Here is a 14,080-nt window from a genome sequence, read left to right on the forward strand (position 1 = left end):
CTAAAGTTCGTTATTTTTGATGATAAACGGCGGCAAACTCTTTGGCGAAATCAGCCAGCTTCACTTTGCCCATTTTTGGTTTGCTCTTGTGAAAATTTTCCAGCGTCTTTCCGCTGTGCATCGCAGCCTGCATTTCTACTAATGTTTCAGCCAGTTTTTCAGGCAATTTTGCCATCTTCAATCCCTGTAGCATTTCCTTGTCTGAGAGTAACACCCATTTTAACCAAGGCTTTCCTACTGCCGCGCCAATTATCTTTGCCGCTTCGTTACAGGTCATTTCTTCGCTGCCCACATAACGGATGGTTTTATCTTTAGGCTGTAACAGTAGTTCCTCGGCTACCGCATCAGCAATATCCTTTGGCGATACAAAAACGATCCGGTCCTCTCCCCCATAGTTCCCCATCAAAAGGCCTGTCTTTCCGGTTAGCAAAGCCCAAAGGCCAGCATAACGCAGGGTCAGGAATTTACCAATGAAGCCCTTTCCTTTTATCAGATCCATAGACTGGTAAAAGTTAGTATAAAACGAACCAGGCCGCATAATGGTAATGGAGGCATCAAGATCATCAAATATGTGTTCTACGTTTTCGCCTTTAACCAGGTCGGCAGCCCAACCACTCATTACTACGATCCGTTTGATACCAGCTTCCTTTAAGGCCTCTGCATAATTTTGCGCCAGCCGGCGCATATAAGCCCCCAGATCCGGCTCCGTAAAACTCAGCGGAATCATCGTATAAACCGCGTCTGCACCTTTAAATGTATTTATCAAAAAACCAACATCAGCTATCGACCCAATAGCTGCTACTGCACCCAAAGCTTCAATAGCCGTTTGTTTTTTAGGATCGCTGCTTATTACAGCTACCTGATGTCCTTTGGCAATTAATGATTTAGTTAGCGGCAGGCTGATGTTTCCTAAAGAACCCGTTACAATAATCTTCATTTTATTGGGTGTAAACTCCGTTTTCAATATCTGTAAGTAAGGTTGAGCGCGTAGGATGCCAGTTCAAAGTTTCCTGTGTCCACTTGCTCGAAGACGGACAATCGATACCAGCCATTTGCGAGAACCAGCCAAAATGCTCTGCCGCGGCTTCGGGTGTAACTGACCTTACCGGGAGATTAAGTTGTTTACCAATAGCTTCGGCAATAGATTTAACTGTGATTGCTTCTTCAGCCGAAGCATGGTAACGTGCACCTGGTGTGGCATTTTCCATAGCCAAACGAAAAAGATGGGCGGCATCCAAACGATGCACCGCGTTCCAGCGATTAAGCCCTTCACCGATATAGCCTGAAAAACCTTTTTCGCGGGCAATATTAACCAGTATCGGCACAAAGCCATGCTTATCGTCATTTCCATGGACTGAAGGCGACAAGCGAACTGATGCGGCGCCAACCGAATCTCCTGTTTGTTCCGAAGCCCGCGGCCATCCCGGGTTAACCGGTGGCTTTATATCTTCGGTGGCCAGTCTTCCCGGGCTAACCAATGCTGTACCCGAGGTTACAATAAAGGGACGATCAGAACCGACCAGTATTTCGCCGATGGTTTCGATAGCCTTTTTATCTACTTCACAAACTTCCGGGAGTCGGGTAAAATCATGTATAAAGCCTGCATGGATCACACCATCGGCATACATGGCGCCGGTGCGCAGACTTTCGAGATCTTCCAGGTCACCCCTGTGAACTTCTGCACCTGCATTTATTAATTTTTGTACTGATGCATCTGAACGGGCCAGCCCCAATACCTGGTGGCCGGCATTTATTAATTCCTGCACAATGGCAGTACCAATGAAGCCTGTGGCTCCGGTAACAAATACGCGCATAATTGTTTTTTTTGTTTCTACAAAGATGGAGGATATTGAAGAGTGGGATTTATCCAAATCTGCGTTTGATTTAGCCAAAACCGCAAAAGAATATAAAAAATGGCTAAAGAAGTGAATGTAGAGCTTGACAAAGGAGGTAATTGATTTGATTTGATTTATTACTCTTGTTCTAAAATAACAAAGCAGTATGGAAAATAATAAAGCTTGATTTTATTACGCCACGGTAGGTGCCTTGCCGAATTTTTTCCTGAATGAATGCGAAAAGTGCGATAGGGTTTCAAAACCCAGTTCGAGATAAATTGCCGAGGGTTTTTGATGCTTGGTTTCGATAAGATATTTGGCGGTATCCAACCGCTTTTCCTGGAGCCAGTGACGCGGCGGCTTGCTGAAAGCCTTTTGGAAATCACGTTTGAAACCTGCCAGGCTGCGGCCGGTTAACTGTGCAAATTTTTCGACAGGGACGTTGAAATGAAAGTTACTTAACATAAACTTTTCTAAGTCGATCTTATAGGGTTCTGAAAAGTCGAATAAAAAGTTGCGAAGTCCGGGCAGGGCAAGAAGCAGCAGTTTAATGCCTTCTTTTACTTTCAGGATTCCCATTTCGTCCGTCATCTGAGCTCCGGAGCTTCGTGCGTAAGGAACAATAGATTGAAAATACCCCTGCAAAAATTCGTTAGATGGAATTAATAGATTTGGCGGACCAATATATTTCTGGTCTGCTTCGAGCTTTTCTTCCAGCGCAATCTTGCGCAACAGGTCTTCCTGCAGGGATATAACAATTGTTTCATAGTTCCCGCCGGGCAGCGGTGTTTTGGTAAGTGTTCCCAGCTGATTTTTGCCGATCAGCAACATTTTGCCTCCTGCCATCGAGATGGTTTGCCCCGAAGTTTCCATTGTGAATTGTCCTGAAACCTGAAATACTAACGTGGGATGATTCCAAAAACAAACTTTTTCTTTCCGCTCAGCAGAGAGATAAGAATAAAAGATCACACCCGGAAGAATTTCTGCTGGACTCGTCATTTAGCGTTGTAAGTAAGTGCCGCCCAATATAGCACCTTCTGCAAAAGTAGTGTTTAAGGTATTCCTTTCTTCCGGCGAGAATACAATATCCATCGCTGCGATATTTTCCGGCAATCTTGATCTGCGGCTCATGCTCACTAATGGCATGATATGATCACCTTGAGCATTTACCCAGGCAATGGCAACTTGTGTTGGTGTACAATCTTTATCGCCGGCCAATTGCTTTAGGACTTCTACTTTTTCCAGGTTATGAATTAAGTTTTTACCCTGGAAACGGGAGAAATGGTTGCGGTAATCATTCTCGGTAAGCGGAGCTTTCATTTCGCCGGTCAATAAGCCTTCAGCGGTATTCGCGAAGGCAACTACAGCAATACCTAATTCCTTTGCTGCGGGTAGCAGTTCGCTTTCTATTCCACGTTCAGCCAGCGAGTATCCAATCTCCAGCGCACTAATCGGATGAATACTGTTGGCTTTAAGAAGTTGTTCAGCCGTAATTTCCGATACACCGATATGGCGCACTTTACCTTCTTTAACCAGTTCGGCTACCGTTCCAATAATATCTTCAACCGGTACGCTGTTATCCATTCTACTTGGCTGGTAAAGGTCGATAGTTTCGATACCCAAACGGGTAAGTGAGTAGTTTACAAAATTTTTGATCGCGATGGGGCGGAGATCCATTCCCAACCAATGACCATTGTGAAAGATGGCACCGAATTTTACACTGATGAAAGCATCGTTACGCCTTCCTTTAATAGCCTTACCTATCAGCATTTCATTATGGCCGGCACCATAAAAGTCGCCGGTGTTCAGGAAATTAATACCGCTGTCTAAAGCTTCGTGTATGGTAGCAATACTTTCCTTTTCGTCAGGTGTAGAACCGCCCCAGATAGCCGACATCCGCATACAGCCTAAACCAAGTTTGGATACGAATGGGCCATTTTGACCCAATTGAATTTTTGTGATGTTTTTCATGAAACAAAGATCAACATTCACCACAGGTAAAAGTTTCCCCTACGGCTCAAATATTTTGTCCATACGGCTCAAGTCTTCACTTTTTAAAGATTATGCACTCAATTGCAAAATATTACTATTACGCGCACGATTGTCGAAAAAAAAATTTCAAGTCCCCTAAAAAGATTACATAAAAGACATACCTTTTTAGACAAATTCAGTTTTTTTAACCATATATGTGTTATTGCAATTCAGTATGAGCGTTTCTTCTCGTTGGTTGAATTCTCACTTCGTATGGAATATGTTTTTTACCCCAGTTGCAAAGTTCGTGCATCACATTTACAAGTTCAAGCCCGCTTGCTGTAATGTTGTATTCTACTTTCAATGGAACTTCATTGAAAATTTGTTTTTCAATGAAGTCAGCTTTTACTAACTCATTTAAAACGTTTGATAGCACGTTGTCGGATATACCATTAAGACACTCCTTGAGGTAACTAAACCGACAAACATCCTGTTTAATCAGTACTAAAATTTCGGATACCCATCTTTTTCCGATGATTCGCAAAACCTTGTTCAAAGTGCAGCGCTCGTCGAGGTAAAGTTCGTTCAAGGTATTGGTGGAACTAAATTTTTTTATGCTCATACTCATTTAATTATTAGTAACTCATAAAGGGCATCGCGTCGAAATCAGACAAATATTGACAGTACTTTTGTAGTGGAAATTTATTTTAATCAACTATTTATATGCAAATCATGAATGTTGCTCAAGTTAACAAAAACAAGTACAAAGTGGAAATACCTAACACTTGTATTAATCATGGAATCACGGGGAAATCGAAAAACGAGGTAAATGGTGATTGTACGAGTTTGCTCCTTAGTCGAAGTCTTTCTATTTACGACCAGTTCGCTATAATGGCATTCACTAAATAATAATAACAACAATAGATGAAAGCATATCAAGTTACCGAAAAATACAGCATAGCCGGCCTGGCGTTGGTTGAAAAAGATATTCCTAAATTATTGCCCCACCAGGTATTGGTAAAAATAAAGGCAGCGTCTTTAAATTACCGGGATCTTTTGGTGATTAAAGGTATCGAATCATGGAAGCCACCAGTCGGCAGAATACCCATTTCTGATGGTGTGGGGATTGTCGTGGAAAAAGGAATAGCGGTTAACTCGCTGAAGATAAATGATCGGGTAGCGGGCCTGTTTTTGCCCAACTGGCTGGAAGGGAAGCTTAATCCGGCAAAGCTGGTCAATCCCTTGGGAGGCAGATTATATGATGGTGTGTTGCAGGAATACGTAGTCTTTGACAAAAGCGCCGTGATAAAAGTTCCAGCATTTTTAAGTGATGCAGCTGCGGCTACTTTACCATGTGCAGGTCTTACCGCATGGAATGGTATGATGGAAAAAGGCAAGATCGGTCCTGGCCAAACGGTTCTGATACAAGGTACGGGGGGATATCTTTATTCTCCACGCAATTCGCGTTGATGAGTGGTGCAAAAGTTATCCTTCTGTCAAGCAGCGATGAAAAACTATCGCTCGCTGGTAAGATGGGCGTTCATCATTTAATAAATTACAGGTCTTCTCCAGCCTGGGAAAGCGAAGTATTGGAGCTAACCAACGGTTTAGGGGTAGATCACGTAGTTGAAGTGGTTGGAAGCGACCACATCAACCGCTCGATAGAAGTGTTGGCGCTGGATGGCACGATATCGCTGATCGGTTTGATCGACGGATTTTATGGCAACATCAATACCGCCAAAATTATGTCGAAGCAAATCCGGCTGCAAGGGATAGAAGTTGGATCGAAGGAAATGTTCACAAGGATGAACAAAGCTTTAGATGTGAATCAAATTAGCCCGATAGTAGACAAAGTATATGCTTTCGAAGATGCCAGGGAAGCTTTAAGCGCGCTGGAAAAAGGAACACATTTCGGCAAGATCGCTCTTGCGTTCAAATAATTAGTGGCCAACGCAATAAACCAGATAAATGAGAAACGTGCTTAAAACCATCGACATTAAAGTATTGTTAGCCTTTGCAGCTGTATACCTTATTTGGGGCACCACTTATTTAGCAATAAAAATGGGCCTGGAACATATGGAACGTACTGACTGCGCAATTTAAAAAGGTGTTTGAAAAGATGGGTTACCTAATTAAGCCACATGAAATTCAGGTTAATAATTTAGGTGACTAAATGTTAGCAAATAAGCAATTTAAGATAGCCTAAAATCTATTTAAGCTCAATATGGCCAACAATTCCTATAATAACAATGATTATGAATCAATCGGTGATTTGTAATTAGCAATTGTTTAGAAATGGGTAACCCGCTGCTGATAATAAGTAGAGAATACAGAATCCGGGTAAACAGGTAGATGAACCTGTGCAGCAGCGCTTATAGCTAAAAATAAGAGACAGGCTATCCCAATAACTTTTTTCATGTTTAAAGCTTATGTACAACAAAAACTATCTGCTTGTAATTGTCCTTTTCATAAAGCACACCAACCTCTTTCTTATTTGTTAAAACAAGATCAGAATAAGCGCTGTAATCACCTTTGTAGCCTTCGGGGGCTTTAGCAATAAGGTAGTTTTTCTTCCAGCTTTTTCCTTCGTCATAACTAATGCGCAATGTGAGATTATTTCTCTGCAAGGTGTCAGCATCGTTACAAATTGCCAGTATATTTTTTCCTTTATACTTACCAATGTTCAATATACTGCCCTGGCAAACCGGATCGGGCAGATGCGGGTCAAAATAAACAGTGTGCCATTGCTGTCCGCCGTTATTGCTTATCGCAATTATCCTTTGCTTAATATCCCCCAACTGATTTCGGATACTAAGCATCAGTTCGTTACCGGATAACTCAGCAGCCATCACCTCGTTGCCGCCGGGGATATTTACCTCATCACTTATTTTAAAGGTTTTACCATGATCATCTGTGTAGTATCCAAATGCCCGGCCATCTCCATAATGTTTTTGTGGGGCACCTGTTGAATGATTGGCTGCAACATAAATACGCCCTTTATATAACCCTTCTGCAAATTGAACAGCATGACCTGGAGTATTGGCATAGCTGCGCCAATCTTCATTAAAATTATAATCCTTATTAAATTCAGGCTGTTTGGGTTTGTGAACCTGCAAAGTAATATTTACAGGAGCAGACCAGGTTAAACCATTATCTACAGAGGCTTTATACCATACTTCGCGCACACCAAAACCTTGTCTTAGCTTTGATTCTGAAACATTACCAGTGTTATAAAAAAGGAAGATCCTGCCTTTCGGATACCTGGGATCAGTGCTATCTACTACCGGGGCAGCATTGTCAGTTTGCAAAGTGTCGTTAGAGGCTACTATTTGTAAGGCACTCCAGGTTTTACCATTATCGCTGCTTCTTTTCAACACGATCTGGATATTGCCGAAATCACCACCGCCATTTACACGTCCTTCACAAAATGCAAGCAAGCTCCCGTTTGGTGCTTTAATAATAGCCGGTATGCGAAATGTTTTATACCCTTCTGTTCCCGAAGCAAATACCGGAACTTCCTTTGGCTGTGCACCAGCAACTGCCATACCCAAAACGTTAATCAAAACGTAAATAATAAGTTTTCTCATTTTCTCTCAATACTTTTTAATAATTGCATACAATACCATTCCTGGCGTGGCAGGTGAAATGGTCCTTTAAATAAATTTCCTTTTGCCGGCTGGGCTATGGTTCCATCGCGGTGCAGATAGCCAAACCATTCACTATGATTTTCATCATGGAAATGTCCATAAGCATAGTCATGTACCATTTTATGCCAGCGGGCATATTTTTCAGCACCTGTAATTGTATAAGCTAACAAAGTAGCAATGATTGCCTCGTTGTGCGGCCACCAAAATTTCATATCATGCCAGTATTCCTGCACGGGCTTATTGTAAATATCCCGGTAATACAAAATACCGCCGTACTCCTTATCCCATCCGCGTTCCCACATATAATCAAGCATCCGGCAACCCAAAGCAATGAGCTTCGGGTCATTATCGCGGTATTTTGCCTCGTGCAGTATAAACCACGCTCCTTCCATCGCATGCCCAGGGTTAAGCGTTCGGCCATCTATATGGTCAATAATATTTCCGTCAGGTGCCACCTGTTCCATTACACATTTAATATCATCCTTAACAAAATCGTTCTCTATTTCGTTAATCCATTTATCTATCCACCCGTCGCAACGCGAATCGCCGATTGTATCCCTGAGCTGCTGCGCGGTATTGATCATAATCATAGGCACACCTATACCTTTTGATGGCCTTATTGAAGTAAATTTTGGCTGCAGCAAGCCGGGAATAGTTGCGTATTCAATACACTTACCGAAAATGTTCCGTGCTTTTTCAGCAATTTGTTCGCTGACGGTAGCTTTTGCGTAAGCGGCTAAAGCAATTACAGCAAAAGTTTCTGAAAAAAAGTACCTGCGTTTACGGATCGGACTGCCATTGCGGGTAACATGGAAAAACATTTGCCCGTCAGTATCAAAACAATGATTTATCAAAAATTCATACCCCAGTTTTGCGCCATCCAACCATTCCTGTTTCTTCTCAACCGTATTATATAGTGTTGCCAATAGCCAGGTGGCCCTGCCCTGTATCCAAACCGCTTTATCATCATCTATCAGCGAACCATCGTGGTCGCGCATTAGCAGGAAACCGCCATGCTCCGAATCATACGACCGTGGGAACCAAAATGGCACCGTATCCTTTAATAACTGATCCTCGTAAAAACCTGCTAATCGCTCTATTTCCTGTTCCGTGTAGTTCATTTTATTGATTATAATTTTTCATTACCATTAAGTAATAACCTGAAGGTTGATGCAGGTATCCCCGCATTATTCACCAGGTTAGCGTGCGTAAAGGGCTGCATGGCATACCATATTGCTTTCACGTCTTCCCCTTCTGGAATTTTGAGATAGATATTATTTTTGTTGATGAAGGCAACAACTGCTATCCGTTCACCTTTTGTATTAATCAATTCAAACCCCGTCAATGGTTTGTGATTCCCCGTGGTTAATTGCTCTTTAAAAACAATTATGATGGAGTTGCCTTTATGCAATACTGTTAATGGTGCAGGGCCATCGGCGGTTATTTGTTTTTTGTAAGTATAATGCAGCGCCAGTAAGGCCAACCTGTTTGCCACTACTTTTTTTTGCTTATAGTGAACATTTAAGGAATCCCCCATATCCATACTAACAGCCATGTGCACACCGGGAATTTGTTGCTGCAATTTATTTTCCATCTCTCTGAAGCCCGGCCATGAAGGCCTATTGATGCCGGATAGCTGCACAAAGTAAAAAGGAAGATCCAATCCCCATTTTTGCCGCCAGCTGGTAACTATCGCTTTAAACAGCCGGTTGTATAGTTCTGTATTGTGTGTATTACTTTCGCCCTGGTACCATAAAACACCTTTAACAGGAAACCCTGTTAAAGGAGCAATGCCTGCTTCGTAATTGTAGCAAGGCTCGTATGGATGTCGCTGTTTTCCTGAAGCCGAATATTTTAAATTAATATCTGCCCTGTCGCGGCACCATTGCATGGTAAAATCTGATTTTCGCCAGTTAGTCAGCATATCAACCAAAACCGGATCGTGCTCCATCGTGTACCTGTCTATCCATGATTCTATAGGTGATCCGCCAACGGCCACCTGTATTAAACCTATGGGTACATGCGCTTCACGGTTTATTTTTTCACCGAAATAATAAGCTATAGCCGAAAAATCACGGGCCGAAAGTGTATTGCTTTCTTTCCAGGTACCCGAAAAATACTTCAACCTGTTAACTTTAGCTAAAGTTGAGGTATCCCAGGTAATGGAATCAGTTTGTTTTAACAGATTAAGCTGATACAGCCTTATTGCCGTGTTATTTGCAGCTGTTTTTATTTCATTATCCCCATCGGCTTCGCTCCTTAGCGGGAATGCCATATTGGATTGCCCAGAGCATAGCCAAACATCGCCAATCAATATATTTTTGAAGATGATGGTTGTATCATTATCTTTTACGGTCATGCTAAATGGGCCGCCGGGTAACATAGCAGGTAAAATAATCCTCCAGTGCCCGTATTCGTCAGCCCTTGCGGTTAATCTGTACTTCCTAAAAGTTACTTCAATACTGTTCCCTGTATTTGCTGTTCCGGATACCGGCACAGGCATATTACGCTGCAGTACCATATTATCCGCAAATACTTCAGGAAGTTTTAGTCCGCCATAGTTTTTGCTTATTGCCTGATGAATTGTTGTGGCCATAATGTATGCGCCTTCCTGATCAGGATGCAGGTTATCAGCAAAAAGATCAGGCCGGGCATAAAACGGTTGGTGCAGATCGATTAAACTAACGTGATTTGTACGGGAAATGTAAGGGATTAAACCCTGGATTTGCCAATACCAATCCCTTGTACCCGATTTAAAACGTGGATGGCCGCTAAATATGGGCGTTAAACGGCAGATGTATATTTTAACTCCCGGATTAGATTGTTTAAAAGCACCGATCAGCCATGCATAATCGGCTTCAAATTCGTCGTGATAATCCGGCCAGTCCCTCGGATCGGTATCATTAAGGCCGAGATCAATTATGGCAATGTCAGGCTTAAAACCTATTGCATCAGCAAACTCCGGTGTTTTATAATACGGATTGTGGCCTTTCTTTAGTAGTGTTGCACCACTATGACCAAAATTCTTCACAATATATCCCTTACCTAAAAGATTTTGCAGTTGAGCAGGGTAACACTCTCGTTCTCTATTTTTAAGCCCGTAACCATAAGTAACGGAATTGCCGATACAGGCAACTTTCAAAACCTTGTCCTGCGCATCAATGCGTAAGCTAATCAGCAAAAAAATAAATAATGCTGTGATGAATGAGAATACTTGTTTGTAGTTCATACTATTAAATATTTATGCCTCTACAAAATCATTGGCCGCTGGTCTTAGAAAATAGAGTTGCAGCATCAAGGCCAGTAAAACAATCCCGGCCAGCATTGCGAAATCTTTACCCAGATTGCCGGCATCTGATGATTTGCCCAACAGATCGGTAATAAATGCTCCGGCAAATACACCCGTCATATTCATCAATCCATAAGCAGTAGCTCTGTATTTTGAGCTAACAAACTGGCAAAGAATGGGCATATTATTAGCATCAAACATTCCATAGCCTACCCCAAAACAAAGCGCAGCGCTTATAACAGAAAAAAGCGTGTGCCCAAAACCGATCAGCAATAGCGCAGGTATGGTTAATGCCATACCGATAGCACTGGTGTAAACCCGCCCCATCATATTTTTTTGTACCCATTTATCAGAAAGCAGGCCACCCAAGATTACCCCCAGAAATGAAGACGCCGCAATAGCGATGGTAGAAAATGGCCCTGCCTGGCTCATAGGTGTATGCAAGTTTTGTGAAAAAAGTGTGGGCAGCCAGTTTTTGCAGGCCCAACCGGGCAAACTCACTACCGCAAAATAAAAGAGGATAACCCAAAAGGCTATATTACTAAATAAGATTACCAGACCCTTGAAAGGTTTTGAGCTGCCTGTAACGGCATCTGCCAGGGTTGTTTCTTTAGATCTTTTCTTTTCCTTTAGAAATAAGATCAACACCAGCGAATACAGAACACCCGTTAATCCAAAAGCTTGAAAGGTTGTTTGCCATGAAAAAGCAGCAGCAACAGTTGCACCAAAACCACCTAAGGCCTGGCCCACATAAAGCCCTGTCATGTGGATCCCTATGGCAAGTGATCTTGTTTTGGACGAATGAACATCAGCAATTAATGATAAGCCTGCCGGTATATATAATGCTTCGCTGATACCCATTATAGCCCTTAACCAGTAAATTTGATTAAAAGTAGTTGCAAATCCCATTGAAAAAGTAACTGCCGACCAAACGAACAAACTGAAAACGATCAGCCATTTTCGGTTAAACTTATCTGCAAAAATTCCCGAAACCGGGCTCATGATACCATAGATCCAAAGAAAAATAGCCATCAAATACCCGAAGTTGGTAGCAGACTTTAGTTCGGCTATATCCAGCTGCATGGCAGGTTTCATTACCGAAAGCATTTGCCTGTCCATATAATTCAACAAGGCCACGCCCCATAACAGTCCGACTAAAATCCAAGCGTAATTTTTTGAATAGGTCATTTTTCTAATTTCTCAAACTTACCTCTTGATATATTGGGTGTACGTGTACCCGGTTTTATCTCACCACCAGGAATAAAAATTTCTTTATCCCATTTTACAGCCGTGGTAGTTACCTGGCCGTAAAACGGCAGTTCACCAATTTTTTTCCAAGTATTGGTTTGCGTGTTAAATTCATAAACATCTTTACTAAACCCAGGATGATTATTTAAAAGTGCTAATTTTTCACTATTGGCCTTTTTCTTTTCCTTATCGTTTTTGCTATTTGCAATAATCGCATTCCATGTTTCTATTTTATGGAATAGATCGCCTTTATCACCACCTATTAATATAATATGCTGCTTTCCGTTTGCTATTCCCGTAGCTGCTGAAATAGACGTTGTGTGCAAGCCATCACCCACATTACTAAGGGTGATCCATTTATTATATTGGGGATCGTAACAAAAGGTGGTGTTGTGCAATGTACTAATACCCAATGGTATACTGCTACGACCGCCTATTATATAAACACAAGGATAATTTCCATTTGACTGTGCAACGGCAAGCGAATGCGACATTGCAACAGGCAAAGGTGGTAAGGATAACCATTCCGGTTTGCTATCATCAAGGTTTAGCTTAAATACTTTATCTGAGGGCTCGCCGTTGCTTTCGCCACCAACAAGGTATACTACGTTTCCAATACTTGTTATACCCGCGTTTGCTACCGGAATTGGTAATGAAGGAAGTTGTTTATAAACAATATCCCGGCTAACTGCGTCCCATCGCATCATAAATACCTCCCTGTTACTGCCGGAATGTTCAGTTTCTCCCCCGGCGCATATAATACCTCCGGTAATAGTAGTACTGGCGCCATAAGCCATTTTTTGTTTCAGGTGTTTTGTTTTAGGGATGATCCAATTAAATTTGCCACTTTCAGTTTTTTCCAAAACATAAATATCATCTTTATAAACCTTTACCCCTCCTTGCCAGGGCTTTGCGCCATCGGTAAAATTGCTGCCGCCTGCTATTAACAAAACTCCATTATTAACGCCGGTAAATGGGCCTGCTACCCCCAATTGCTTTTGCATGCCGGCAGCTAAAGGCAGTTCGGCAGCTACTGACCACGAGATTTTATTTAAATTATTTTGCGCAATAGTTTCACACGACACCAACATCATACAAATTATAAGTAAAAGAAAGGCAAAAAATGGTTTCATTTGATTGAGACTTGCGGCTGCAAGTTTGATTTAAACTCGTCAAAACCTAATTTAGAAACATCTAATTTAAAGTTTTCAAATTGTTCCTGCGTCATATTGCTTACAGGTAACCTAAATTCCCCGCAATCAATTCCAACTAATTTCATGTAGGCCTTTCCAACAGAAATACCGCCGTATTTGCCCAGCAGCCTGATCATATCAACAGATTTTTGCTGCAACTGCTGCGCTTTTTCAAGGTCATTATTTTCAAAAGCGTTAATTAAATCATAATAAAGTGGTGCAGCATAGTTAAATGTACTGCCTACCGCTCCCTTTGCCCCTACTGCTAATGCCGGTAGCATGTTTTCGTCCCTGCCCCAAAGCATATCATATTGTCCATTTTGAAAGGTACTGCATGATAAGAAATCCATAAAATCCTCATGGGTATATTTTATACCTGCAAAGTTCGGCACATCATTAACTGCGTTTAACAAGTCGATCATCGGGAAGCCTACATTGGTTAAAACCGGGATGTGGTAATAATAAAACGGAATGCCTGGTACGGCTGCTGCAATTTGCCTGCACATCTGCGCAAGCACAGCAACATTAGCCGGTTTAAAATAACTCGGTGATGTAAACGAAACAGCATATATACCTGCTTTTTGCGCATGTTTGGCCAATTCAATACAGTCGGCAAGGGTATTGCCGCCAACTAATAGCATCACTTTAAAATCTTTATCGCTAACAGTACATTTTGCCCAGACATCTGTTATGTGTTTTTTTTCTTCTATGGTTAAGGATACTCCTTCACCGGTAGATCCGCAGATGAATGCACCGGTATTACCATTTTGTTTCAAAAATTTATAATAAGCGGGAATAATAGTGGTATTAATGCCGCCATTATTATCCATTGGTGTAAAAGGTGCCGCAATTAATCCCTGTAAATGTTCAAATTTCATAAGTATTGTTTAAAATTAT

15 protein-coding genes are annotated in these 14,080 nt (G+C 41.8%); 3 read left to right on the forward strand and 12 right to left on the reverse strand.

Features of this window, described 5'->3' with window-relative positions; genetic code table 11:
* Positions 1-10 precede the first annotated feature (10 nt).
* The 5 genes from ACQY4U_RS21410 to ACQY4U_RS21430 form a co-directional block, all read right to left on the reverse strand.
* Positions 11-937, reverse strand: a complete 927-nt coding sequence (locus ACQY4U_RS21410) for an NAD(P)H-binding protein (RefSeq protein ID WP_428331503.1) — start codon at positions 935-937, stop codon at positions 11-13.
* 1 nt (position 938) lies between these two features.
* Positions 939-1,814 carry an SDR family oxidoreductase gene (locus ACQY4U_RS21415; protein WP_428331504.1) on the reverse strand — a complete coding sequence of 292 codons (876 nt, stop codon included), beginning with the start codon at positions 1,812-1,814 and terminating at the stop codon, positions 939-941.
* Positions 1,815-2,027: 213 nt separating this feature from the next.
* A complete protein-coding gene (locus ACQY4U_RS21420) occupies positions 2,028-2,834 on the reverse strand; it encodes a helix-turn-helix domain-containing protein (protein ID WP_428331505.1) in 807 nt (268 codons plus the stop codon).
* Positions 2,835-3,806, reverse strand: a complete 972-nt coding sequence (locus tag ACQY4U_RS21425; RefSeq protein WP_428331506.1) for an aldo/keto reductase — start codon at positions 3,804-3,806, stop codon at positions 2,835-2,837.
* Between the two features lie 220 nt (positions 3,807-4,026).
* Entirely contained in the window at positions 4,027-4,428 is a 402-nt protein-coding gene (locus tag ACQY4U_RS21430; protein ID WP_428331507.1) for a winged helix-turn-helix transcriptional regulator, read from the reverse strand.
* Between the two features lie 302 nt (positions 4,429-4,730).
* Between ACQY4U_RS21430 and ACQY4U_RS21435 the strand changes: the two genes are divergently transcribed.
* The 3 genes from ACQY4U_RS21435 to ACQY4U_RS21445 are packed head-to-tail and all read left to right on the forward strand — an operon-like array spanning position 4,731 to position 5,909.
* Positions 4,731-5,276, forward strand: coding sequence for an alcohol dehydrogenase catalytic domain-containing protein (locus ACQY4U_RS21435; protein WP_428331508.1), 546 nt, complete (start codon positions 4,731-4,733; stop codon positions 5,274-5,276).
* Positions 5,276-5,746 carry a zinc-binding dehydrogenase gene (locus tag ACQY4U_RS21440; RefSeq protein ID WP_428331509.1) on the forward strand — a complete coding sequence of 157 codons (471 nt, stop codon included), beginning with the start codon at positions 5,276-5,278 and terminating at the stop codon, positions 5,744-5,746. The genes ACQY4U_RS21435 and ACQY4U_RS21440 overlap by 1 nt, the downstream gene beginning before the upstream one ends.
* Positions 5,747-5,774: 28 nt before the next feature.
* On the forward strand, positions 5,775-5,909 hold the full coding sequence (locus ACQY4U_RS21445; RefSeq protein WP_428331510.1) for a hypothetical protein: 135 nt from the start codon (positions 5,775-5,777) through the stop codon (positions 5,907-5,909).
* Between the two features lie 186 nt (positions 5,910-6,095).
* Here the strand turns inward: ACQY4U_RS21445 and ACQY4U_RS21450 are convergent, their stop codons facing one another.
* Genes ACQY4U_RS21450 through ACQY4U_RS21480 form a run of 7 tightly spaced genes read right to left on the reverse strand, consistent with a single transcriptional unit; the run spans position 6,096 to position 14,061 of the window.
* Positions 6,096-6,224: a hypothetical protein gene (locus tag ACQY4U_RS21450; RefSeq protein WP_428331511.1), complete on the reverse strand. Its 129-nt coding sequence runs from the start codon at positions 6,222-6,224 to the stop codon at positions 6,096-6,098.
* Positions 6,225-6,226: 2 nt separating this feature from the next.
* Positions 6,227-7,393 carry a sialidase family protein gene (locus tag ACQY4U_RS21455; RefSeq protein ID WP_428331512.1) on the reverse strand — a complete coding sequence of 389 codons (1,167 nt, stop codon included), beginning with the start codon at positions 7,391-7,393 and terminating at the stop codon, positions 6,227-6,229.
* Positions 7,390-8,574: an AGE family epimerase/isomerase gene (locus ACQY4U_RS21460; RefSeq protein ID WP_428331513.1), complete on the reverse strand. Its 1,185-nt coding sequence runs from the start codon at positions 8,572-8,574 to the stop codon at positions 7,390-7,392. Before ACQY4U_RS21460 ends, ACQY4U_RS21455 begins: the two co-directional genes overlap by 4 nt.
* 8 nt (positions 8,575-8,582) lie before the next feature.
* Positions 8,583-10,682 carry a GDSL-type esterase/lipase family protein gene (locus ACQY4U_RS21465; RefSeq protein WP_428331514.1) on the reverse strand — a complete coding sequence of 700 codons (2,100 nt, stop codon included), beginning with the start codon at positions 10,680-10,682 and terminating at the stop codon, positions 8,583-8,585.
* Between the two features lie 12 nt (positions 10,683-10,694).
* Positions 10,695-11,930, reverse strand: coding sequence for an MFS transporter (locus ACQY4U_RS21470; RefSeq protein ID WP_428331515.1), 1,236 nt, complete (start codon positions 11,928-11,930; stop codon positions 10,695-10,697).
* On the reverse strand, positions 11,927-13,123 hold the full coding sequence (locus ACQY4U_RS21475) for a Kelch repeat-containing protein (RefSeq protein ID WP_428331516.1): 1,197 nt from the start codon (positions 13,121-13,123) through the stop codon (positions 11,927-11,929). The genes ACQY4U_RS21470 and ACQY4U_RS21475 overlap by 4 nt, the downstream gene beginning before the upstream one ends.
* Entirely contained in the window at positions 13,120-14,061 is a 942-nt protein-coding gene (locus ACQY4U_RS21480) for a dihydrodipicolinate synthase family protein (RefSeq protein ID WP_428331517.1), read from the reverse strand. Before ACQY4U_RS21480 ends, ACQY4U_RS21475 begins: the two co-directional genes overlap by 4 nt.
* Positions 14,062-14,080: the final 19 nt, after the last annotated feature.

This window comes from Mucilaginibacter sp., from assembly GCF_965277465.1.
GTDB lineage: Bacteria > Bacteroidota > Bacteroidia > Sphingobacteriales > Sphingobacteriaceae > Mucilaginibacter.

What these genes read in the sequence shown, in the direction of transcription:
- ACQY4U_RS21480 (WP_428331517.1), bottom strand. Translation starts at nt 14,061, where the DNA reads ATGAAATTTGAACATTTACAGGGATTAATTGCGGCACCTTTTACACCA.
- ACQY4U_RS21410 (WP_428331503.1), bottom strand. Translation starts at nt 937, where the DNA reads ATGAAGATTATTGTAACGGGTTCTTTAGGAAACATCAGCCTGCCGCTA.
- ACQY4U_RS21420 (WP_428331505.1), bottom strand. Translation starts at nt 2,834, where the DNA reads ATGACGAGTCCAGCAGAAATTCTTCCGGGTGTGATCTTTTATTCTTAT.
- ACQY4U_RS21455 (WP_428331512.1), bottom strand. Translation starts at nt 7,393, where the DNA reads ATGAGAAAACTTATTATTTACGTTTTGATTAACGTTTTGGGTATGGCA.
- ACQY4U_RS21430 (WP_428331507.1), bottom strand. Translation starts at nt 4,428, where the DNA reads ATGAGCATAAAAAAATTTAGTTCCACCAATACCTTGAACGAACTTTAC.
- ACQY4U_RS21460 (WP_428331513.1), bottom strand. Translation starts at nt 8,574, where the DNA reads ATGAACTACACGGAACAGGAAATAGAGCGATTAGCAGGTTTTTACGAG.
- ACQY4U_RS21465 (WP_428331514.1), bottom strand. Translation starts at nt 10,682, where the DNA reads ATGAACTACAAACAAGTATTCTCATTCATCACAGCATTATTTATTTTT.
- ACQY4U_RS21425 (WP_428331506.1), bottom strand. Translation starts at nt 3,806, where the DNA reads ATGAAAAACATCACAAAAATTCAATTGGGTCAAAATGGCCCATTCGTA.
- ACQY4U_RS21450 (WP_428331511.1), bottom strand. Translation starts at nt 6,224, where the DNA reads ATGAAAAAAGTTATTGGGATAGCCTGTCTCTTATTTTTAGCTATAAGC.
- ACQY4U_RS21435 (WP_428331508.1), top strand. Translation starts at nt 4,731, where the DNA reads ATGAAAGCATATCAAGTTACCGAAAAATACAGCATAGCCGGCCTGGCG.
- ACQY4U_RS21475 (WP_428331516.1), bottom strand. Translation starts at nt 13,123, where the DNA reads ATGAAACCATTTTTTGCCTTTCTTTTACTTATAATTTGTATGATGTTG.
- ACQY4U_RS21415 (WP_428331504.1), bottom strand. Translation starts at nt 1,814, where the DNA reads ATGCGCGTATTTGTTACCGGAGCCACAGGCTTCATTGGTACTGCCATT.
- ACQY4U_RS21470 (WP_428331515.1), bottom strand. Translation starts at nt 11,930, where the DNA reads ATGACCTATTCAAAAAATTACGCTTGGATTTTAGTCGGACTGTTATGG.
- ACQY4U_RS21440 (WP_428331509.1), top strand. Translation starts at nt 5,276, where the DNA reads ATGAGTGGTGCAAAAGTTATCCTTCTGTCAAGCAGCGATGAAAAACTA.
- ACQY4U_RS21445 (WP_428331510.1), top strand. Translation starts at nt 5,775, where the DNA reads ATGAGAAACGTGCTTAAAACCATCGACATTAAAGTATTGTTAGCCTTT.